Annotated in this window: 22 protein-coding genes and 1 pseudogene; 9 read left to right on the top strand and 14 right to left on the bottom strand. The window is 66.2% G+C overall.

Annotation, left to right across the window (positions count from 1 at the left end; all coding sequences use genetic code 11):
- Positions 1-548: MBL fold metallo-hydrolase (locus Q0O95_RS08155; protein WP_293697253.1), on the bottom strand; the 548-nt coding region annotated here is incomplete at its 3' end.
- Here Q0O95_RS08155 and Q0O95_RS08150 point away from each other — a divergent pair.
- Positions 547-1,896 carry an MATE family efflux transporter gene (locus Q0O95_RS08150; protein ID WP_293697257.1) on the top strand — a complete coding sequence of 450 codons (1,350 nt, stop codon included), beginning with the start codon at positions 547-549 and terminating at the stop codon, positions 1,894-1,896. The two genes, Q0O95_RS08155 and Q0O95_RS08150, sit on opposite strands and share 2 nt — an antisense overlap.
- 112 nt (positions 1,897-2,008) lie before the next feature.
- Positions 2,009-2,347, top strand: coding sequence for a YciI family protein (locus Q0O95_RS08145; protein WP_293697251.1), 339 nt, complete (start codon positions 2,009-2,011; stop codon positions 2,345-2,347).
- Positions 2,348-2,395: 48 nt separating this feature from the next.
- Here Q0O95_RS08145 and Q0O95_RS08140 read toward each other — a convergent pair whose 3' ends face one another.
- Positions 2,396-3,325: a LysR family transcriptional regulator gene (locus Q0O95_RS08140; protein WP_293697249.1), complete on the bottom strand. Its 930-nt coding sequence runs from the start codon at positions 3,323-3,325 to the stop codon at positions 2,396-2,398.
- 160 nt (positions 3,326-3,485) lie between these two features.
- Between Q0O95_RS08140 and Q0O95_RS08135 the strand changes: the two genes are divergently transcribed.
- The 4 genes from Q0O95_RS08135 (at position 3,486) to Q0O95_RS08120 (ending at position 5,620) form a co-directional block, all read left to right on the top strand.
- A complete protein-coding gene (locus Q0O95_RS08135) occupies positions 3,486-4,592 on the top strand; it encodes a S8 family serine peptidase (RefSeq protein ID WP_293697247.1) in 1,107 nt (368 codons plus the stop codon).
- Between the two features lie 12 nt (positions 4,593-4,604).
- Positions 4,605-4,871 (top strand): hypothetical protein, encoded by a 267-nt coding sequence (locus tag Q0O95_RS08130; protein ID WP_293697245.1) that lies wholly within the window; start codon positions 4,605-4,607, stop codon positions 4,869-4,871.
- A gap of 195 nt (positions 4,872-5,066) precedes the next feature.
- Complete coding sequence (locus Q0O95_RS08125) at positions 5,067-5,300, top strand: ribbon-helix-helix domain-containing protein (protein WP_293697243.1); 234 nt, start codon at positions 5,067-5,069, stop codon at positions 5,298-5,300.
- A gap of 5 nt (positions 5,301-5,305) precedes the next feature.
- Positions 5,306-5,620 (top strand): type II toxin-antitoxin system PemK/MazF family toxin, encoded by a 315-nt coding sequence (locus Q0O95_RS08120; RefSeq protein WP_293697241.1) that lies wholly within the window; start codon positions 5,306-5,308, stop codon positions 5,618-5,620.
- 160 nt (positions 5,621-5,780) lie between these two features.
- Here Q0O95_RS08120 and Q0O95_RS08115 read toward each other — a convergent pair whose 3' ends face one another.
- Positions 5,781-6,332, bottom strand: a complete 552-nt coding sequence (locus Q0O95_RS08115) for a DinB family protein (protein ID WP_293697239.1) — start codon at positions 6,330-6,332, stop codon at positions 5,781-5,783.
- 138 nt (positions 6,333-6,470) lie between these two features.
- Here Q0O95_RS08115 and Q0O95_RS08110 point away from each other — a divergent pair, with 138 nt between their 5' ends.
- Entirely contained in the window at positions 6,471-7,643 is a 1,173-nt protein-coding gene (locus Q0O95_RS08110) for an MFS transporter (RefSeq protein WP_366516461.1), read from the top strand.
- Positions 7,640-8,335 (top strand): endonuclease NucS, encoded by a 696-nt coding sequence (gene nucS / locus Q0O95_RS08105; RefSeq protein ID WP_293697235.1) that lies wholly within the window; start codon positions 7,640-7,642, stop codon positions 8,333-8,335. The genes Q0O95_RS08110 and nucS overlap by 4 nt, the downstream gene beginning before the upstream one ends.
- Here the strand turns inward: nucS and Q0O95_RS08100 are convergent.
- From Q0O95_RS08100 to hemE, 10 genes are all read right to left on the bottom strand, one after another.
- A complete protein-coding gene (locus Q0O95_RS08100) occupies positions 8,332-8,871 on the bottom strand; it encodes a GNAT family N-acetyltransferase (protein WP_293697233.1) in 540 nt (179 codons plus the stop codon). The two genes, nucS and Q0O95_RS08100, sit on opposite strands and share 4 nt — an antisense overlap.
- 122 nt (positions 8,872-8,993) lie before the next feature.
- Complete coding sequence (locus Q0O95_RS08095) at positions 8,994-9,851, bottom strand: HAD family hydrolase (protein WP_293697231.1); 858 nt, start codon at positions 9,849-9,851, stop codon at positions 8,994-8,996.
- Positions 9,852-9,887: 36 nt separating this feature from the next.
- On the bottom strand, positions 9,888-11,234 hold the full coding sequence (hemL, locus tag Q0O95_RS08090; RefSeq protein WP_293697229.1) for a glutamate-1-semialdehyde 2,1-aminomutase: 1,347 nt from the start codon (positions 11,232-11,234) through the stop codon (positions 9,888-9,890).
- 173 nt (positions 11,235-11,407) lie between these two features.
- Positions 11,408-12,385 carry a porphobilinogen synthase gene (hemB, locus tag Q0O95_RS08085; protein WP_293697227.1) on the bottom strand — a complete coding sequence of 326 codons (978 nt, stop codon included), beginning with the start codon at positions 12,383-12,385 and terminating at the stop codon, positions 11,408-11,410.
- Between the two features lie 169 nt (positions 12,386-12,554).
- Positions 12,555-13,244, bottom strand: coding sequence for a uroporphyrinogen-III synthase (locus Q0O95_RS08080; RefSeq protein WP_293697225.1), 690 nt, complete (start codon positions 13,242-13,244; stop codon positions 12,555-12,557).
- On the bottom strand, positions 13,241-14,155 hold the full coding sequence (gene hemC / locus Q0O95_RS08075) for a hydroxymethylbilane synthase (protein WP_293697223.1): 915 nt from the start codon (positions 14,153-14,155) through the stop codon (positions 13,241-13,243). Before hemC ends, Q0O95_RS08080 begins: the two co-directional genes overlap by 4 nt.
- Positions 14,152-15,264, bottom strand: coding sequence for a ferrochelatase (locus tag Q0O95_RS08070; protein WP_293697255.1), 1,113 nt, complete (start codon positions 15,262-15,264; stop codon positions 14,152-14,154). Before Q0O95_RS08070 ends, hemC begins: the two co-directional genes overlap by 4 nt.
- A 98-nt stretch (positions 15,265-15,362) precedes the next feature.
- Positions 15,363-16,010 (bottom strand): hydrogen peroxide-dependent heme synthase, encoded by a 648-nt coding sequence (hemQ, locus tag Q0O95_RS08065; RefSeq protein ID WP_293697221.1) that lies wholly within the window; start codon positions 16,008-16,010, stop codon positions 15,363-15,365.
- Positions 16,011-16,029: 19 nt separating this feature from the next.
- Positions 16,030-17,370, bottom strand: coding sequence for an FAD-dependent oxidoreductase (locus Q0O95_RS08060; protein WP_293697219.1), 1,341 nt, complete (start codon positions 17,368-17,370; stop codon positions 16,030-16,032).
- Positions 17,367-18,434, bottom strand: coding sequence for a uroporphyrinogen decarboxylase (hemE, locus tag Q0O95_RS08055; protein ID WP_293697217.1), 1,068 nt, complete (start codon positions 18,432-18,434; stop codon positions 17,367-17,369). The genes Q0O95_RS08060 and hemE overlap by 4 nt, the downstream gene beginning before the upstream one ends.
- 108 nt (positions 18,435-18,542) lie before the next feature.
- On the opposite strand from hemE, the gene Q0O95_RS08050 reads away from it, so the two are divergent.
- Positions 18,543-19,829 carry a glutamyl-tRNA reductase gene (locus Q0O95_RS08050; protein ID WP_293697215.1) on the top strand — a complete coding sequence of 429 codons (1,287 nt, stop codon included), beginning with the start codon at positions 18,543-18,545 and terminating at the stop codon, positions 19,827-19,829.
- Positions 19,830-19,994: 165 nt separating this feature from the next.
- Here Q0O95_RS08050 and Q0O95_RS08045 read toward each other — a convergent pair.
- Positions 19,995-20,468: pseudogene (locus Q0O95_RS08045) on the bottom strand (hypothetical protein); the annotation flags it as partial.

Raw genomic sequence — 20,468 nt, 5'->3', positions numbered from 1 at the left:
TCGAGGCGATGCTCGCGATACGCACGAGCAACTGCGGCTATCGACGGCAACTCGTCGCCGTGAGCCGGCAGCACCCGGATATCCCCCAGTGCTTCCAGCCGGTCGAGCGACGCCATGAACGCCGCCAGATCGCCATCGGGATCCATGATCACGGTCGTTCCGCGGCCGAGCACGGTGTCACCCGTCAATACGCCATCCGGAGTCACGAACGAGACGGAGTCTGCCGTGTGCCCCGGCGTCGTGAGCACACGGATCCCGCCCGGCAGCTCTTCGCCATCGACCAGGGGCTCTGCGTCACGACACCAAGCGGGGTCGAAGGCACGCACCGGCGCTCCTGTGCGAGCGTGCACCTCATCCACGGCCTCGGTGTGGTCGGCATGGTGGTGCGTCACCAGCACGAGTCGCACATCCCGCTGGCAGACGGCAGCGACGTGGCTTTCGATCAGCGGGCCGGGGTCGACGACGATGCCACCGTCGAGCAGCCACGTGTTCGTGCCGTCGAGCGTCATCGGCCCGGGGTTCGGAGCGAGGATGCGCGAGATGGCCATGCCTGCACCGTACTACAGTGATTTCGTGCCCGCCCAGACTCCGAGACAGCTCGACCGTCGCATTGTGGCACTCGCCCTCCCTGCGCTGGGAGCGCTCATCGCCGAACCGGCATTTCTACTCCTCGACACGGCACTGATCGGTCACCTCGGAGCCGAAGAACTCGCCGGGATCGGCATAGGGCAGGTCGTACTGCACACGATCACCGGGCTGCTGATCTTCCTCGCCTACGCGACGACACCGCGCGTAGCGCGCTTGCTCGGTTCGGGCAACAAGCCTGCCGCGATCCAAGCGGGTCTCGACGGCATCTGGCTCGCGCTCGGTGTTGGCCTTCTGCTGTTGGTGTTCATCCCGCTCGCGCATCCCATCACGTCGGTCTTCGGAGCCGAGGACCGCGTTACGCATCTCGGCAGCAGCTACCTCGCGATCTCGGTGCTCGGCCTGCCCGCCATGCTCATGGTGCTCGCCGCAACAGGGCTCTTGCGGGGGCTGCAGGACACGAAGACGCCGCTCGTCGTTGCGAGCATCGGGTTCGCAGCGAACGGCGCGATGAGCGTGCTGTTCATCTACGGATTCGGCTGGGGTGTTCCCGGCAGCGCGATCGGCACCGTGATCGCGCAGTGGGGTATGGCCGGCTTCTTCATCTGGTTCTCGATGCGGCAGGCCCGACGAAACGACATCTCGATCTGGCCGACAGCGCGCGGGGTCCGCGCTTCGATCGGTTTCGGCGGCTGGCTGTTCCTGCGCGCGCTCTGGCTTCGTCTCGCGCTCCTGGCGACGACGTTCATCGCGACGAACGCCGGAACCGAGGTGCTCGCGGCGACGCAGATCGCGTTCACGCTGTTCTCAACGCTCGCGTTCGCGCTCGATGCGCTCGCCATCGCCGGCCAGGCGATGGTAGGAAAGGCGCTCGGCGCATCCGACGCCGAGGAGACGAGAGCGATTACCCGCAGGCTCATCCGCTGGGGCGTGTTGTGCGGAGTTGTCGTCGGCGCACTGCTCGCTGCGTCCTCGCCCGTGCTCGGTTTCGTGTTCACCTCACACGACGGCGTGCTCGCGATTCTGCCGTGGGCGCTGCTCGCGCTGGCCATCGGGCAGCCGATCGCGGGAGTCGTGTTCGTGCTCGACGGTGTGCTCATCGGGGCGGGGGATGCCCGCTACCTCGCCTGGACGGGCATCGTGAACCTCGGGGTCTACCTGCCGTTACTCGCCTTGACGTTCGTTGCAGGCACGAACACCGTCGCGCTGCTGACGATCTGGGCCGCGTTCGGCCTGGGATATTTGGGAGCCCGACTTGTCACGCTTGTTCTGCGGGCACACGGAGACCGATGGATGGTCTTGGGAGCCTGACCGCTTGCATTTTGCCAGTGGTTTTGCTTGACTCGGAACCGTGGACGATCGCAACGGCCCCGAAACTTGAATCCGACGCGGTTCGCCGAACAGATCTGAGGAGTGATCGACCGTGCCAACCTTTATCTCCATCGGCTACGGCGACGAGGCCGGATACAGGAGAACTGACGCCACACTCCGTGATCGCGCGCACGAACACGACGAGAAGCTGCTCGCCGGCGGTGCCCGAATCGGTCCTGCCGGTGAACCGACGCAGGTTCGCAACACCGAAGGAGGTGGCGTGCAAGTCGAACGCGGCCCCTACATGACATCGCCGCTTCCGGTGGCGGGTTTCACGCTGGTCGAAGCGGACAGCCTTGAGCACGCCATCGAGCTGGTTGCGAAAACTCCCTGTGCGATCGCGCACGGAGTCGTCGAGGTCTGGCCAATCGCTGAACTTGGGGAGCGTTGAGAAGCTGGTCGTTCGAGTATCCAGTGATCGCTGGACGGGTTCGGCGACCTAGCGCCCTTTTCGCACGGCGGCTCCTCGCGCCGCTGCGACAATCGCCTCTCTGGCTATCGCGGCAGCAGCGTCGGGAGCCTCGTCTGACGTTCGAGTGGCGACATGGAGAGTGTTCGCCGGCGCGGTCTCCGGCTCACCCAGCTCGATCAGCGCGCCCGAATCGAGGTGCTCTCGAACCAAGTAGTCGGGGAGCACGCTCATACCCGCGCCGTCGAGCGCGAGCCGGAGCAGGGTCCGTAGGTCCGGGGCGATCGCTCGCGCCGTGAGTCCGTACGGGTGTCGTTCGAAGACGCCGCGCCAGTAGCCGCGGATGATCGGCAACTCGGGCCCCTGGGCGATGACGGGTACCGCATCGAGATCGCTCTCGGCTCGCTCGGCCCAGACCGGGCTGGCCACGAGGACGAGCTCCTCGTCGTAGACGGGTTCGCACGTCACATCGGCACCGTGCACGGGAACAGCGCCGATGAGCACGTCGATGACGCCGGCACGAAGCTCCCCGATCAGCTCTTCCGTCTGACCGAAGCTGGTCACGACTCGCACATCGTCGGGAAGCGCCTCGACGAGCCGCGGCAGAATCACCTCGGACAGAAACTCCGCCGGACCGCCCACGAACACGGACCGAGTACTCGGGTCGGATTCGCGGTGCAGGGACGCTGCGCCCGCGAGCGCATCGACCGGCCCGGAGACCCGTGTGGCGAGTTCTAACCCGCGTTCGGTAGGACGCACGCCGAAGGATCCGCGCTCGAGCAGTCGGCGCCCGAGGCTCCTCTCCAGCCGAGCGACCTGTTCCGAGACGGAGGACCGCGCCAGGCCCAGTTCATCGGCTGCCGCCGAGAACGATCCCGCCCGGAGGACGACGACGAACACTCGCAGGGCATCCCACGACCCGGCTCCGACCATCGATCCACCTCCTGCGTTACCGCGCATTGTTGCGAGACTGCGCTCAGTTCGGCATGTTCCCCCACGCGAGTGAACGGCACGTAAATGAATTGCACGGCCGATGAACGCAGCAAAGCACTGGCGAAAGAACAGCGTGAAGCTCTACCCTGCTGACAACGGGTACGCCTCGAAACGGACGGAGTGAACCATGACACGGTACGTGGTGACATTCGACACCTCTGACTTCTCGGTGCTGCAGGACGATGCACCCGGCATGCTCAGCGCGGAAGGGTTCTCGACAGACACCTACTTCCCTCGCCTGGGGATCGGCGTCGTCGACGGCGAGCCGGATCGGTTGGAGTCGTTCCGCGCACGATGCCGCGAACGCAACCGGCCGATGCAGTTCACACCCGAGCTCACCTACTACGCGATCACCGATCCGGCGCCCGGCGACGGCGAACTGACGTGGGGGCTGCAGGCGATCGGCATACGGTCCGCGCAGGAGCAGAGCCTGACGGGATCGGGCGTCCGTATCGCCGTACTCGACACCGGTTTCGAAGCCGCGCATCCCGACTTCGCATCTCGCACTGTCGTCGCGGAGTCGTTCATTCAGGGTGAGGGCCCCGAAGACGCACACGGCCACGGCACGCACTGCATCGGCACTGCCGGTGGCCCTCGGACGACGGATGCCGGACCCGGCTACGGAGTTGCGCCGGAGTCGGAAATCTATTCCGGCAAAGTTCTGGGCGATGACGGCACGGGATCGGACACCTCGATACTCGCCGGCATCGACTGGGCACTGCAGCACGAATGCCAGGTGATATCGATGTCGCTGGGAGCCGACGTTCGTGAAGTGCACCCGCCCTACGTCGCGGCCGGACGCCGTGCGCTCGAGCTCGGATCGCTCATCATCGCCGCGGCCGGAAACAACGCGCAACGCAGCTCCGGCGACCCTGGCTTCGTCGGAGCCCCCGCGAACAGCCCGCACATCATGGCGATAGCCGCCGTCGACTCCGAGCTGCGGGTTGCGGACTTCTCAGCGAGGTCACTGCCGCACGACGGTGGCGAAGTGGATCTTGCCGCTCCGGGAGTGGACATCCATTCCTCCTGGATCGGGCAGGAGCGGTACCGCACGATCAGCGGCACCTCTATGGCGACACCGCACGTCTCCGGCATCGCGGCGCTGATCAGCGGAAGCACGGGAGCACGCGGGCAGGAGCTGTGGGATGCGCTCATCCAGCACGCCGAGGCGCTCGACGGCGAATCTGCGGAGGATGTGGGCGCGGGGCTCGCGAAGGTTCCCGCACTCCCGTAAGGAGCAGCACCGATGAACGAACACGCGCGCGAGTGGATCGTCACGGTTGGCGTTCAAGACATCGACCGGCTCGACGAGATCGTGGCAGCGCTCGAAAGCGCCGGGCTGTGCGTCGATCGCGTGCTGGGCACACTCGGGCAGATCACGGGGCACACCCCTGCCGAGGATGCGCGGGATGCGGCAACTGCTCGAGCCTCGTTCGCTGCGGTAACGGGCATCTCCTCGGTGGATGCCGTGCAGCGCTTCGGTGTTGCGCCTCCGGATGAGGACGTTCAGTAACACGGTGTGACCAACGACCCAGTGCACCAAGAGATCGAGCGGACACGAGTGTAGTTGGCGCGCGGCTCTACGACTCCAGACGGATTTTATTGATCGAGACGACGTCTCAACCCGTAAAAACCGTCTGGAACCGTCGTATTACTGCTCTTCACACAGGTGCATTGCATTTGTAAAACACTGGGTTACACTGGGGCCATGAGCGCACCAGTCAACGTACGACTTCCCGAGCAGATGGTCGAGTTTCTCGACGACCTCGTGCGCAGGGGCCTTGTGCCGAACCGTACGGCGGCCATAAGCACCGCAATCGAGCGCGAGATCCGCGCGCGGCAGGCGATGAACGACGTCGAGGCGCTGCAGCAACAGGGCACACAGGACGATCTCGACGACCTCGTTGCTTGGTCGGCCGACCGTGCCGTTATACAGGATTGACCGGTATGCGGGAAATCTGTCTTGCTCACCTCGATAAGACACGCCCGGTAATTGTTCTGACCCGCGATATCGCACGAGAAGCGATGACCAAGGTGACCGTGGCCCCGATCACCTCTACCGTGAAGGGATTGTCCAGCGAAGTACCGCTCGGCGCGGAGAACGGCCTGTACCACCGGTGCGCAGCTGCCATCGACAACACGGTGACGATTCCGTCCAATCGACTGGGCAAGACGATCGGCTATCTGCTGCCGGACCAGGAGCGAACGCTCGCTGACGCGATTATCTCAGCGTTCGATCTGGAGCTTCCGCTGATGCGGTAACGGACTATTCGCCCACCGAACCGTCGATGGCCTCTCTCAGTAAGTCGAGTGCGCGGTGGAGCTCCAAGGCAGCGGCCATTTCTGGCCGCCGCGCGACCCCAGCGCCAAGGCCGTCCCCGGCCGCAGGCAGCAAACCAGCACGCTGACAGCGCCAATCCGACTATTCGCCCACGGAACCGTCGATGGCCTCTCTCAACAGATCAGCGTGTCCATTATGCCGCGCATACTCCTCGATCATGTGGACGAGGACCCAGCGCAGCGACAGTTGCTCGCGACCACCCCAGGCGTCGTACTCGCGGCCGAGCGCGGCATCCCCGTGCTTGTTCAGCTGCTCAGCCACGATCGCTCTCGACGTCTCGACATTCGTCTGCCAGAGTGCGCGAGCCTCGTCGGCATCGAGCGCATTCGCGAGATTGAATTCGGCATCCTGGTCGGCACCCCAGTCGAGTTCGTGCCACGGTTCGACGTGCGTGCGTCCGGCGACGGTGACACCGAACCAGAAGTCTTCAACCCAGGCGAGATGGCCGAGCAGGCCGGCAAGTGTCAGCTTCGAAGGTGCGTGGCGCTGTCGCAGCTGCTGGGTTGTGAGCCCTCGCGTCTTCCATTCCAGCGTGGCCCGCTGGTAGTCGAGAAACCCCAGCAGCGTTGTTCGCTCGTCGGCGGAGAACAGCGGCTCCGGGCGACCTTCGTCATCGATTCTCGGCTCTTCCACACGGCTCAGGATAGCGGTACTTCCTGACGGTCCTCTGCGTCGATCTCGGCAGCGCGATGAATGGCGCCTGCACGACAGGGCTCCGAGTTGAGGAATCCGGCTCCGCCGTTACACAAGGGAGATCCGTACACTGGTGCGGTGACTCGCCCCACGTCTTGGCGCAATGCGCTGTTCGCAGTGTTCTTCCTCGTCGGATTCTCCTTCGCCGGCTGGATGGCGCGCATCCCGCACGTCCGTGATCGCCTCGGCATAGAAGTCGATCAGGTCGGCTATCTGCTGCTCGCGATCGCGGCAGGCTCGGTCATCGGTTTTCTCATGGCATCCTGGCTCGTGCACCGCTTCGGCACGCACCGCCTCACTCCTGCGGGGCTGGCGTTCGTCGGCGGCGGGCTCGCCATTGCGGGATGGGCCGCTGAAGCGGGCAGTACGCCCGTCGTGCTCATCGGATTCATCATCACCGGCAATTTCATCAGCGTGACGAACGTGGCGATGAATACGTCGGCATCGGCGAACGAGCGCGTGCTCGGCAAGCCGATCATGCCGATCTACCACGCGTTCTACTCGATCGGGACGGTCTCCGGAGCGGGTCTCGGGGCACTGTGCGAGGCGCTGAAGATCGATCTGGGCATCCAGTCAACGCTCGTGTTCGGCATCCTGCTCGTCGTCGCCTTCACGACGCGGCGCTTCATCGTCGCCGAAGTGATCGATGAGGAGAATCCCGTCACCATGCGCGACCGGCTGCGGGTCTGGCGCGAACCGGCGACGCTGCTGCTCGGCGTACTCGTGCTCGGCAGCAGCCTCATGGAAGGCAGCGCGAACGACTGGCTCGCCTTGCTCATGGTCGATGGCCACGGCTTCAGCAACGCCCAGGGAGCAGTGCTGTTCGCCGTGTTCCTCGGGTGCATGACCGTCGGGCGCCTCGTAGGAGTCGTTGTGCTCGCAAGGCTGGGACGCGTTGTCGCGCTGCGACTGACGCTCGGGATGTCGGTCATCGGCCTCGCAACCGTCCTGCTCGTGGACGTTCCGTGGCTCGTGGTCGCTGGTGTCGTCGTCTGGGGATTCGGTACCTCGCTCGCGTTCCCCGTCGCGATGTCGGCCGCAGGCGATGACCCGCGCCTCGGCCCGGCTCGTGTGGCGACGGTCTCGAGCATCGGCTATCTCGCAATGATCGCCGGCCCGCCGATCATCGGCACGCTCGCGGCTGCTGGATCGCTGCGACAGGCGATGCTCATCCTGCTGGTCTTCGGAGCCGTATCATGGTTGCTTACGCCGTTTGCCCGAGAGAATCGTCTGTCTGGAGTTCGCCCATGAGGCTGGTCGTCGCTCATTGCACCGTGCAGTACACAGGTCGTCTCACCGCCCATCTTCCGCTCGCGAAGCGCGTGCTCATGCTGAAGAGCGACGGCTCGATTCTCGTGCACTCCGATGGCGGCTCGTACAAGCCGCTCAACTGGATGAGCCCTCCCGCGACCTTCGCAGAAGCCGAGCCGACCGACGAGCAGGCGGATACAGGGGCAACGACCGTCTGGACCGTTACCCACAAGAAGACCGGCGACACGTTGACGGTGCAGGTGCACGATGTCGAGCACGATGCGGAGTTCGACCTGGGCGTCGACCCCGGGCTCGTCAAGGACGGTGTCGAGGCGCACCTGCAAGAGCTGCTGGCCGACCAGATCGAGACGTTGGGCGAGGGCTTCGAGCTGTGGCGTCGGGAGTACATGACGGCCATCGGGCCGGTCGATATCCTCGCGCACGATGCCGAAGGAACGACGGTCGCAGTGGAGATCAAGCGTCGCGGCGAGATCGACGGTGTCGAACAGCTGACCCGCTACCTCGAACTGCTCAACCGCGACCCGCGGTTCTCGCCGGTCACCGGCGTATTCGCGGCGCAGGAGATCAAGCCGCAGGCGCGCACCCTGGCAGAGGATCGCGGCATCCGCTGCGTCGTGCTCGACTACGAGGAGCTGCGCGGCATCGAGTCGAACATCCCGCGACTGTTCTAGGCGCCTCTGGCGACAGCCAGGCTTCGTGTGAGTATCTGCCCGGGCCACTCCTTGACCTTGAACGTGGAATCTTTCACGTACCCTGCCGACTCGTAGAAACGCACCAGGTTGCCGCCTCCGCCCGCCCAGCAGTCGACGCGAAGCTCGTTGATCCCGTCGTTCGCCGCGAGTTCGTCCGCGTGCTGCAGCAGACGCCGCCCGTGGCCCCGCGCCTCATCGGCCCGCGAGGCGATCAACGCCATGATGTAGAGCTCAGAGCCGGTCGCGGCCGGCACATAGGGATGCGCGTCACCCACCACGAGGAAGCCGCCGATCCGACCGTCCGGCAGCATCGAAACCCACCCGGAGTGCCCTTCAGCGCACCAGCCCGTGATCTTCTCGACTCGCGCCGGTATCTGGGACCAGGGTTTCGATCCCCACTGCTGCGTATTCCCGTTGGTATTCATCCAGGCGACGGCGTCGTCGAACAGTGCGACGACCTCGGCGGCATCGTCCGCGGTGGTCGGGCGGATTTGCGGCTGCGCATACGGATTCACGGTTACTCCTCGTCGTTGAGCGGCGCCTTTTGGGCACCCCTAGCAAACTACGCCCTACTGGGACGACCCGGGAGCAGGCTTCTCGCTCGGCGAACAACGCGAAGGAGATGACTGCCCGTGCGTCAGACGAGCCCGTGCCTGCGGAAAGCGTTCGCGATGCCGTTCTCGTCGAGCGGCGCTGTGACTTCGTCCGCCAGCTCCTGCACTGCAAGCTCGGCGTTACCCATCGCGATGCCGACACCGCACACCTCGAACATCTCGATATCGTTCCAATTGTCGCCGATGCCGATGGCATCCTGCACGTCGAAGCCGAGGTGATCGAGCAGCTCCACGATCGTCGCGCCCTTGTTCATGCCCAGCATCGCGATCTCGGCCGACTTGCCGAACGGCATCGGCATCGTGCCGGTGACGTGCATGAACTTGCCTTCGAGCTCCTCGAGCACCCGATCGACCGCCGATGCATCATCGCTGAGGATCACGGTCTTCGAGATCGTATTCGGGTCAGCGCTGGCGATCTCGCGCAACGGCGCGATGCCCTCGCCGACCAGTTCGACCCAACCCTCGCGCGGCCCTGACCTCCGCTGTTCGCTCAGCTTCGTGCGTCGCTCGTCCCAGAAGGGAGCCACTCCCGGGCTGATGTACATGGCATCGTGCCCCTGCAGGAACCAGTGCACGCCGTGCGCTTCGAAGCGCTCCTGCAGGTGCGCAACCGCCTCCGCACTGAGCAGCCGGGTTACGACGACCTCCTCGCCGAAGGTCGCGTGCCCGCCGCCGTTGGTGATCGCTCCGTCGAACCCGATGTCGAGCAGCACCTGGTCAAGGTCGACAGCACTCCTGCCCGTGCACAGGAACACGAGGTGCCCGTTCTCGCGAGCGTTGCGGATGGCCTCGATCGTGGATGCGGGAATGTAACGGCCGTCCTCGACGATGGTGCCGTCGACGTCGAGAAAGACGACTCGGGTGCGTTCAGGATTAGTCATTATCACTCTCTGCTCAATGGCCTGCGTACTTGCTCGTCAGCCGGGATGCACGGCCGCTGCAGCCGCTTTCGCCGCGGCGGGCAGGGCATCCAGGATGCGTGTCACAGCACCGTCGTCGTGCGCAGCCGAGACGAACCACGCTTCGAACGCGCTCGGCGGCAGGTAGACGCCCGCGTCGAGCATCGCGTGGAAGAACGGCGCGTAGCGGAACGACTCCTGCGCCTTCGCCGCTGTGAAGTCGATCGGCGACTCTGGCGCGAACGCAACCGAGAACAACGTGCCGAGGCGCGTGATGGCGTGCTCGACGCCCTCGGCCGCGAGCGCGTCGCCGAGCCCGTCGACCAGCGCTGTCGCGACCACGTTCATCCGGTCGTACACGGCATCGTCGGCGAGACGCAACGTCGCCAGGCCCGCAGCGACCGCGACCGGGTTACCCGAGAGCGTGCCCGCCTGGTAGACCGGGCCGAGCGGCGCCAGCAGGTTCATGAGATCGGCGCGGCCGCCAACCGCCGCCAGCGGCATGCCGCCGCCGATGACCTTGCCGAACGTGAAGAGGTCTGGGGCGATGTCGCCCGCCAGCCTGTCCACGCCCCACACGCCCTCGCGCGTGACTCGGAACCCCGTGAGCACCTCATCGCTGATGAGCAATGCGCCGTTACGGTGAGCGGTCTCGGCGAGCAAGGCGTGGAAGCCCTCCTCCGGCAGCACGACGCCCATGTTTGCGGCCGTCGCCTCGACGATCACTCCCGCGATCTCATCGCCTCGTTCCGCGAAGACCTGCTCGACAGCAGCGCGATCGTTGTACGGCAGCACGATCGTCTGATTCGTCACCGCCTCCGGAACACCGCCGCTGGCCGGTAGCGCCAGCGTCGCCAGACCCGATCCGGCTGCTGCCAGCAGCCCATCCGAGTGCCCGTGATAGTGCCCGTCGAACTTCACGATGAGGTCGCGACCCGTGGCTCCGCGCGCGATGCGGATCGCGGTCATGGTCGCCTCGGTGCCCGTGGAGACGAGACGGATGCGTTCAACGGGGTCGATCAGCGCTTCGACGTGCTCGGCGAGCTCAGTCTCCGCCTGTGTGGATGCTCCAAAAGACAAACCGCGCGCGGCCGCCTCCTGCACCGCCGCCACGACGTCGGGATGCGCGTGGCCGAGAATCGCAGGGCCCCAGCTGCCGACGAGATCGACGTATTCGCGGCCCTCCGCATCCGTCACGAACGGCCCGCGCGCACTCACAAGGAATTTCGGGGTGCCGCCGACCGATCCGAACGCCCGAACGGGAGAGTTCACTCCACCCGGAATCGCCTGCTGCGCCCTCTCGAACAGGGCGTCGTTCACGCGTTCGCTACTCTTCTGGACATCGTTCTGGAACTGTGCGCTCATCGCTCTCCAGCGTAGCTGTCTAACGCACCCCACGGCATCCCGTGCAAACTTGCTCTTTTCAACGCAAACGCTAGAAGGTTTTTATGGGTCGAGACGGCATCCAGACCCATAAAAACCGTCTAGACCACCGGGGAAAGTAGCCCGGCGACGCTCGCGATGACGTTAGCGCTGCGCTACCGCAGCGAGCGCGCGAGCTCGATCGCCCAGTACGTGAGCACGGTGTCGGCGCCGGCACGCAGGATGCTCGTCACCGACTCCGCGATCGCTCGGTCGCGATCGATCCAGCCGTTCGCGGACGCGCCCTCGACCATGGCGTACTCGCCAGACACTTGATACGCCCACACAGGAACCGTCGAGGCTTCCGCAACGTCCGAGAGTACGTCCAGGTACCAGCTGGCGGGCTTGACCATGACGACGTCAGCGCCTTCGGCGAGGTCGAGCAGTGCTTCGCGCAGCCCTTCGCGGCGATTCCCGGGATCCTGCTGATAGGTCTTCCTATCGCCCTGCAGGCTCGAATCCACGGCCTCACGGAAGGGCCCGTAGAGCGCCGAAGCGTACTTCGCGCTGTACGCCAGGATCGCGACGTCCTCGCGGCCCGCCGCATCGAGCGCATCGCGAGCTGCGGCGACCTGACCGTCCATCATCCCGCTCATCCCGAGCAGCTGCGACCCGGCTTCCGCCTGTGCGAGCGCCATCTCGTTGTAGCGCTCGAGCGTACGATCATTGTCTACTCTGCCGTGCTCGTCCAGCACGCCGCAGTGGCCGTGATCGGTGAATTCGTCGAGACAGAGGTCGGTCTGGATGACGGTCGCGTCACCGAATCGCTCTGCCAGGAACGTCGTCGCGCGATTGAGGATGCCGTCAGGGTCCGTCGCACCCGAACCCTCCGCATCCTTCTCCTGCGGAACTCCGAACAGCATGACACCGCCGACGCCCGCGGTGACCGAGTCCTCGACCGTGCGGGCAAGCGAATCGAGCGTGTGCTGGAACTGGCCCGGCATCGATGAGATCGGTCGTGGTTCGGCGATGCCCTCTGCGACGAACAGCGGCATGACGAGCTGCGCGGGCTGGATGCGCGTCTCACGCACCAGCGCCCTGACGGCGCTCGATTGCCGCAGTCGACGCGGCCGCTGCATTCCGTTGCGTTCCATTTCGATTCGGTCTCCCTCGAGTTTCACCGATGACATCCCCACCCGACAGTTCAACTTCTCGGTCTCCTGACGGCGAGAGAACCATTTTACGGCGTGTCGTCGCCCAGCGACCGAGAAGTTGTCTCAGCGAATGGGGTGTGCTGCACGTTCGAGCAGCGCTGGGTCTTGTTCATTCTCCGTGCAGGACAGCGGCGGCCGTTTCGGCCATGGCCTGCGGTGTCGGCGCGGGCGCAATCGCCGCGACGGTCAGACCGAGTTCTTCGCAGTCCCGCGCAGTCGGATGCCCTATCGCGATGATCCGGGCCTGTCGCAGCCGCTCCTGCACGGCGCCGAGTCGTTCGAGCTGCGTCGCCATCGAGCCGCTCGTGACCAGCACCGCGTCGACATCCGAGTGCTCGAAGGTCACGGGGTCCTGGATGCTCGGCTCAGGTCGGTAGGCCGCGAACGTTTCGACGCGAGCGCCGGCTCCCCGCAGCCCATCGGCGAGCTGCGGTCTTGCGAGCGCGGACTGCGGAATGAAGACCGACTCTCCTGCCTCGCCCGGCCATTCGGCCACGAGACCGGCGGCCGATCGCTCGACCGGAACGAAGTCGACGTGGACTCCCAGCTCGCGGAGCTTGCTCGATGTACCGTCGCCGACGGCGGCAACGCGAACGTGCTCAGGGATCGGCGGCAGCAGCGGCACGGTGTTTCGACTGGTCACGATGAGCCAGTCGGCATCTTCCGGCAGCACGACGGGCTGCTCGCTCGGCACGATGACCGTCAGCGGAACCAGCACCGCCTCGAGCTGGTGTGCGCTGAGCGCATCGATCCATTCACCGGCTTCATCCGGCTTTCTCGGAACAAGCACTTTCATCATTTGACAAGCTCCTCCGCTCCTGCCTCGAGAAGTTCTCTCACAACACGATCTGCCACGACCGCCTGGTGCGCGACCGAGTCGGTCGCTGCCGCCTGCAGCACCCGCGCGCCGTCCAGGGCGTACACGCTCGCTGTCAACGTCAAAGCGCCATCGACGATGCCCGCGGAAGCGCCGACGGGAGCCGAGCATCCCGCTTCCAGCCCGGCTAGCACGAGCCGCTCCGCACCGACGGCTGCGCGCGTCACCACGTCTTCGACGACAGCGACCGCCCCCTGAGCAACTTCGTCGTCCGCGCGCGTCTCGATCGCGAGCGCACCTTGCGCGGGAGCCTGCGGGAAACGCTCGGTGTCGAGCGCTTCAGCGATGCGGTCGGCGAATCCGGCGCGCTGCAGCCCGGCAACCGCGAGGACAACGGCGTCGAGATCCGGCTCCGAGCCGATCGCCCGATCCATGCGGGTCGTGATGTTGCCGCGGATGTCGACGACGTCGAGATCGGGACGAGCATTGAGCAGCTGCGCCTTGCGCCGCGGCGAACCGGTGCCGACGCGCGCTCCTTCCTGCAGTTCGTCGAGCGTTCGACCGCGCTGGGACACCAGTGCGTCCCGCGGATCCTCCCGCTCCGGCACCGCTGCGAGGGCAATGCCGTCGGCGGGTGCCGTCGGGAGGTCCTTCATCGAGTGCACCGCGACATCGACTTCGGCGCTCAGCAGTGCTTCACGCAGCGCTGAGACGAACACTCCCGTGCCGCCGAGTTGCGAAAGCGGCGTTCGGTCGACATCTCCCTTCGTCGTGATCTCGACGATCTCGATCTCAGCGTCGAAGCGCTCGGCGATCGCGCGGGTTTGCGCGAGCGCCAGAAGCGAACCGCGAGTGCCGACCCGCAGCGGCGCCGTGCTGCCGAGGGCGGTCACGGCTGCAGTCCGGCGATGGCCGGGCGGAAGCCCAGCCTCGGGTTTTCGCTGTCTCGAGCAGGAACGACGTCCGGCGCCGGCCCGAGCGACGTGACGGCCGCGCGCGCGCCGACGGGGCGGCCCTCCACGCGCTCCAGGACGAGGTCGACGAGACCGTCGACGAAGGCCTCGTGCACGCCTGGCGTGGGTGTGCGACGTGCCCAGAGGCCGTGCTCCTCCGCTGTCTCGAGGGCCTCCTCATCGAGATCCCACATGACCTCCATGTGGTCGCTGATGAAGCCGATCGGCACGATGACAACGGCTTTGCGACCCTCCAGCTCTTCGATGGCATCGTTGATGTCGGGTTCGAGCCACGGCTGCGAAGGCGGCCCGGAGCGCGACTGATATACGAGCTGCCAGGCGACGCCGGGAGCAGCCTGTTCGGCAACGTACGCCGACACGTCCAGGTGCTGCCGCTCGTAGGCGCCCATCCGGGTACCGTCGGCGCGCGCGCCGTAGTCGAACCCCTGGTCGCCGGAGCGAATCGCGTCGTCTTCCGGGATGCTGTGGGTGACGAAGAGCAGTTCGATCTCGGTGTCTGCAATGCCCGCTTCACGCGCTTCGGCCACGGCCTGCTGCACTCCCTCGACGAAGGGAGCCACGAAACCCGGGTGGTTGTAGAAGGCGCGCACCTTGTCGATCTGCACCTCGGCCTGCAGCCCCGACGCCTCGAGCGCATCCGCCCAGTCCTCGCGGTACTGACGGCATGACGAGTACGACGAGTAGGCCGAGGTCGCGACGGCGATCAGCCTGTCGTGACCGGCCGCGTGCGCCTGCGTCAGAGCCGTGTCGAGGTATGGGCCCCAGTTGCGGTTGCCCCAGTACACCGGCAGATCGACACCGCGTTCGGCAAGCCGCCGCTCGAGCGCCGCCTTCAGGTCGCGGTTCTGCTGGTTGATGGGGCTGACGCCATCGAAGTGACGGTAGTGCACCGCGACCTCTTCGAGGCGTTCGTCCGGGATGCCGCGCCCGCGCGTGACGTTGCGCAGGAAGGGCAGCACGTGGTCCTGGCCCTCTGGGCCACCGAACGACGAGAGCAGAATCGCGTCGTACCGCGTCGGCTGCTCCACGAAAGGAGCACCGCCGCGCGCGTGTTCGGTTGCGCTCGGAACCGAGGCGCCCGCCTCGATGTGCACACCCGTCGCTGCAGCCGGTTTCAGGGTCTCGGTCACGCAAGGACCTCCTCGATCTGGTCTGCTTCAATGCGGCGTCCCGTGTAGAACGGCACCTCTTCACGGACGTGGAGTCGCGCCTCGCTCTCGCGCAGGTCGCGCATCATGTCGACGAGCTCGTCGAGGTCATCCGCTTCCATGGGCAGCAGCCACTCGAAGTCACCGAGCGCGAACGCGGAGACCGTGTTCGCGACGACGCCCTTGAACTTCGCCCCGCGTCGGCCGTGGTCGGCGAGCATGCGACGACGATCGTCCGCCTCGAGCAGGTACCACTCGTAGGAACGGTTGAACGGGTACACCGTCAACCACGTGCGAGCGTGCTCCCCGCGAAGGAATCCGGGCACGTGCGCCTTGTTGAACTCGGCGTCGCGGTGAACGCCCATGGCACTCCAGACGATGTCGGTGCCTTCGAGCTCTTCCGTCCGCCGGATGCGACGAACAGCGGCCTGCAGCGCTGCCGGATCCTTGCCGTGCAGCCAGAACATGACGTCGGCGTCTGCGCGCAGCACCGAGACGTCGTAGATGCCCCTCGTCGTGATGCCGTCTGCCGCAATCGCGTCGATGACGTCGACGAGAGATTCGTCGCCTCCCGGCTCGTCCGAAAGGCCCCGTCCGAAGACGGTGAACACCGTGTAGTCGCTCACGTGGCGCTCCTCTCTTGTTTCATTGCAATACTCTCGACAGACGCTGTGCGGTCTCTATGGAATGCGGCACGACACTCGCGAGGCCCGTGCCGGCGCTCCACGCTCCGACGACGGCCGTGTTGGGGAGTGCGCTGACGTCGGGCTGCACTCTGCTTCTGTTCTGCGCGAGCCGGACTCTCGCCGCTTCCAACGGAGCGGGAAGCGACTGTCCGAGGATGCGCTCGGCATCGCGGCGCGCAAGCGAGAAGCTCTCGTTCTCGCTCAGCTCTGCCGTGTCAGGTGTGCGTCCGGTCCTGCCGTACGAGAGCCGGACGACTTCACGGCCCTCGGCGGCCTCCCGCAGCCACTGCCATTTCGCGGTCGCGTGCGTCAACGCTTTGGCCGTGACGTCGTGAGCTTCGGCCGTGACGAGAGCTCCCGATCCGCGGGGCGTACCGTCGATCGAGCCTTCCGGCAGCACGAGCGTCACGAGTTCGACCTTCGCTGCCTGCACGCCGATCGGGGGCCTCCCGGGCTGCAACTGCCGCAGCAGCTCTACGGCGCGGATGCCGTCCGTCGCGATGACGAGCGCTCGGGCCTCCGTCATGCCGTGCAGACTGCGAATCTGCCAGTTGCCGGCGTGAGCGATGCTCGTCGCAGGAGCGGCCAGCCGCAGAATGCCGCCGTGTCGCTGCAGGTCGGTTGCGAGCTCCTGCACGAGTTTGTGCATACCGCCCACGATGCCCTGCACCCCGGCGCCCGGTCGCGCTGCGGTGGGCCCGCGCAGCCCTGAGACGGCAGCTTGGAGCGAGCCGTGCTCGCGAATGGCCTCCAGCAGCGGCGGTGCTATCTGCCGCACCGGTACGTCGTCGGGCATCGACGAATACACTCCCGCGACAACGGGCTCGACGAGGCGCCGCAGCACGCGCTCCCCCATGCGCTCGCGCACGAGGTCGCCGAGCATCCCGCTCTCCGTGCCGATCTCGGCCGCGAGCTGCAGGTCTCGTCGCGCCTCGTGTGCGCCCTCCTCGCCGATGACGCGCAAGACGTCGTCAGCGGTCACGTCGCCGGGAATGCCGAACAGCGTGCCCTGCGGTGTCGGAGCAGCGCCGTCGCCGAAGATGAGCCAGGACCCCTGCGGATTCGGGTCGACGCGCTCGAGGCCGAGCTCATCGACGAGTTCGGCGACTGCACCGCCTCGCGTCGCAAACGACTCCGCCCCGCGGTCGAGCATCAACTCCGCGATTCGCAGCGGCCGCACCATTCCGCCGGGCTCCGCTGCCGCTTCGAACACCTCGACGGAGTGGCCGAGCTTCGCGAGTTCGCGTGCCGCGACGAGACCCGCGACACCCGCGCCGACGATTGCGACGTCAATGGTCATACGGAGTGCACCAGCTCCACGATGCGCGTCAATTGCTCCGGGTTCGTCTCGGGGGGAACCCCGTGACCGAGGTTGAATACGTGCGCTCGCGCACTCTTGCCGCGTTCGATGACGTCGCGGACGGCCGGCTCGATCGCGTCCCATCCCGCGCCGAGGAGTGCGGGGTCGAGGTTGCCCTGCACCGTCACGTCGCCGGGGATGCGCTGGATGGCTTCGTCGAGCGGGGTGCGCCAGTCGACGCCGACCGTGTCGACATCGAGGTTCATTTCGCCATAGAGTTCCGCCGCCCCGACACCGAAGTGCACAAGGGGAACATCCAGATCTCGAACGGCATCGAGGGCCGCACGCGAGTGCGGGACGACGCTGTCGACGTACTGCTGTTTCGGCAGCGATCCCGCCCAGGAATCGAACAGCTGGGCTGCGCTCGCCCCGGCGAGAACCTGCTCCCGCAGGAACGTTCCCGTGACTCCCGCTGCCCACTGCGCGAGCTGTCGCCACGCATCCGGATGGGCGCGCATGAGCGTACGGACCGGCAGGTGGTCTTTTGTCGGGCGGCCCGCAACCAGGTAGGCGGCCAACGTGAAGGGGGCGCCCGCGAAACCGATGAGCGGAGTGCCGGTCTGCTCAAGTTCCCGCACGGTCAGCCGCACCGCCTCTCGGATCGGTTCGAGTGCTGCGTCGGTCAGTTCGAGACTCGTGATGCGCTCGATCGCTGCCGGTGAATCGGCCGGCTCGGCAACGACAGGGCCAATGCCCGGCTCGATCGTGACGTCGACGCCTGCGAGGCGCAGCGGAATCATGATGTCGCTGAAGAAGATCCCCGCGTCCACGCCGTGGCGCCGCACCGGCTGCAGCGTTATCTCACTCGCGAGCTCGGGGACGAGGCAGGTGTCGAGCATGTCGCGCCCCTGACGCAGCGCCCTGTATTCGGGCAGTGAACGCCCCGCCTGCCGCATGAACCACACGGGAGTCACCTCGGGCCGATCGCCACGGTAGGCGCGGATGAGCGGTGCTTCTGCCGCATACGAACGAAGGGGATGCCTCTCGGGCAGCGCGCTAAGCATAATAGTCCTACCCTAGTCGCCCTACGAGCATGTAGTTGCCGCACGGCAGCCGGGGCTGACTGCCGTGCGCGCTCGCGGGCGCCGAAAGGCGGGTAGACTGTGCGCGTCATGCTTCTTGCTCTTACCGCCAGCCACAAGACCGCAGACTTCGACACACTCGAAGCTCTGTCGCGCGTCGACCCGACCTCGCTGGCCGATAGGCTGCGTGCGCACGAGGAGATCTCCGGCGCCGTCGTGCTGTCGACGTGCAACCGGTTCGAGGTGTACGTGGATGCCGCGTCCGGGTTCACACAGGAGCTGGCAATCGACCGCGTGCGAGGCGCGCTGGCCGAGCAGGGCATTCTCGTGCCGCTGTCGTGTGACCTGCACGTCGATCAGGAAGCCGCCGAGCACCTCTTCTCCGTGGCGTCCGGGCTCGAATCGGTTGTCGTCGGCGAGGGGGAGATCGCCGGTCAGGTGCGACGCGCACACCGTCGAGCCCAGGAACTTCAGACGACATCCAGCGATCTCGAGCGGCTGTTCCAGCGCGCGAACGAAACGCAGCGCATCGTGAAGCGCAAGGCGAACGTCGGCGAAGCGAACCGCTCTGTCATCAGAATGGCGCTGGATCTCGCGACGACGCAGATCCGCTCGTGGGAGGATGCTCGCGTGCTGCTGGTCGGCACCGGCAACTACGCGGCGACGACGCTGAAGGCGTTGCGCGAGCGCCACGTGCAGCACGTGGAAGTCTGGAGCCCCTCCGGCCGCCAGAGCGAATTCGCAACGAAGTACGGTATCGATCGGGTCGACGCGCGCGATCTGCACGTCTCCGCGACGCTTGCCGATGTCATCGTGACGTGTTCCTCGGCCGAGGACTACGCGATCAGCGCCGAACTGCTCTCCCGCGGTCGCGATCTCGGTCTCGTGAACGGCGCGAAGGCTCCCGTGTGCCCCGTAACGGCATCCTGCGATACCGAGCGCCCCCTGCAGGTGATCATCGACATGGGCCTGCCGCGCAACGTGAACCCGGACGTAAAGCATGTTCCCGGCGTCAGCCTGCTCGACCTCGAAACCGTGCGCCTGCACGCGCCGCTCGACCACTTGGTCACGACCGACACTGCACGCGACCACGTCCGTAAGGCCGCCAGGACTTTCATTCGCGTTTCGGACGAGAATCGGCTCTCGCCGGCGGTTGTCGCACTGCGCGAGCACGTGCACGAAGCGCTTGAAGCCGAGCTGCAGCGCGTACGTCGCCGCGGTACGGAAGAGGAGCAGCGTGCGACCGAACAGGCGCTACGGCACTTCGCCGGCGTCATTCTGCACAAGCCGAGCGTGCGTGCCCGGGAACTTGCCGCCTCCGGTCGCCACGACGACTTCATCACCGGCCTCGACGCGCTCTTCGGCCTCGAAGCCTGATCCACCGTCGCCGCGAACCCGCCGAGCACGGATCTGCACGGTTCGGGCGTCGCGTGTAGCACGGTGTCTGCCATGCCCGAATGTCGGGGATATTGATCGAAGTGACCGAACGTCGGGCTGTTTTCCATACATTCGGCACGATCCATACATTGGGCACACGTAATCTCACGGCCCCGAGTAGGATCGGGGCCGGTGGTAGGCGGCAATTGCAACCGCAGCGAACGCAAAGGCAAGAATGATGGCGTAAGTGGGCGTGAAGGCCGCGAGCGTTGACCCGGTGGCCAGCGCGAGCGCCGTCAATGCAGTACCGGCCCCCAGCGCCATGCTCTCGCCGACCTGCAGCGCTGAACTGAACGAGCCCTGCTCCGACGAGTCCGCGAGACTCAGGGTCGCGCTCGACAATCTCGGGTACGCGATGCCCATCCCGAACCCCATGACCAGGCACGCGGCGATCGCTGCCCAGAGAGGCAAGCCGAAGACCGCATACGCGACAACACCGGCGGGGCCGAGAGCCACCAGCACGGTTCCGGCGAGAATCAGTCCGCGATGAACGTCGGGCTCGCTCCCGAACCGACCCTGCACCCAGGACGCGAGGGCCCATCCCCCGGCGCTGGACGCGATGACGAGACCCGCCGTGGT

This window comes from uncultured Agrococcus sp., from assembly GCF_945915485.1.
GTDB lineage: Bacteria > Actinomycetota > Actinomycetes > Actinomycetales > Microbacteriaceae > Agrococcus.
The sequence above is the reverse complement of the archived record's forward strand: the minus strand, read 5'-3'. Positions and strand labels throughout refer to the sequence as shown.

What these genes read in the sequence shown, in the direction of transcription:
- Q0O95_RS08150 (WP_293697257.1), top strand. Translation starts at nt 547, where the DNA reads ATGCCTGCACCGTACTACAGTGATTTCGTGCCCGCCCAGACTCCGAGA.
- Q0O95_RS08140 (WP_293697249.1), bottom strand. Translation starts at nt 3,325, where the DNA reads ATGCGCGGTAACGCAGGAGGTGGATCGATGGTCGGAGCCGGGTCGTGG.
- Q0O95_RS08135 (WP_293697247.1), top strand. Translation starts at nt 3,486, where the DNA reads ATGACACGGTACGTGGTGACATTCGACACCTCTGACTTCTCGGTGCTG.
- Q0O95_RS08130 (WP_293697245.1), top strand. Translation starts at nt 4,605, where the DNA reads ATGAACGAACACGCGCGCGAGTGGATCGTCACGGTTGGCGTTCAAGAC.
- Q0O95_RS08125 (WP_293697243.1), top strand. Translation starts at nt 5,067, where the DNA reads ATGAGCGCACCAGTCAACGTACGACTTCCCGAGCAGATGGTCGAGTTT.
- Q0O95_RS08120 (WP_293697241.1), top strand. Translation starts at nt 5,306, where the DNA reads ATGCGGGAAATCTGTCTTGCTCACCTCGATAAGACACGCCCGGTAATT.
- nucS (WP_293697235.1), top strand. Translation starts at nt 7,640, where the DNA reads ATGAGGCTGGTCGTCGCTCATTGCACCGTGCAGTACACAGGTCGTCTC.
- Q0O95_RS08095 (WP_293697231.1), bottom strand. Translation starts at nt 9,851, where the DNA reads ATGACTAATCCTGAACGCACCCGAGTCGTCTTTCTCGACGTCGACGGC.
- hemL (WP_293697229.1), bottom strand. Translation starts at nt 11,234, where the DNA reads ATGAGCGCACAGTTCCAGAACGATGTCCAGAAGAGTAGCGAACGCGTG.
- hemB (WP_293697227.1), bottom strand. Translation starts at nt 12,385, where the DNA reads ATGGAACGCAACGGAATGCAGCGGCCGCGTCGACTGCGGCAATCGAGC.
- Q0O95_RS08080 (WP_293697225.1), bottom strand. Translation starts at nt 13,244, where the DNA reads ATGATGAAAGTGCTTGTTCCGAGAAAGCCGGATGAAGCCGGTGAATGG.
- Q0O95_RS08060 (WP_293697219.1), bottom strand. Translation starts at nt 17,370, where the DNA reads ATGACCATTGACGTCGCAATCGTCGGCGCGGGTGTCGCGGGTCTCGTC.
- hemE (WP_293697217.1), bottom strand. Translation starts at nt 18,434, where the DNA reads ATGCTTAGCGCGCTGCCCGAGAGGCATCCCCTTCGTTCGTATGCGGCA.
- Q0O95_RS08050 (WP_293697215.1), top strand. Translation starts at nt 18,543, where the DNA reads ATGCTTCTTGCTCTTACCGCCAGCCACAAGACCGCAGACTTCGACACA.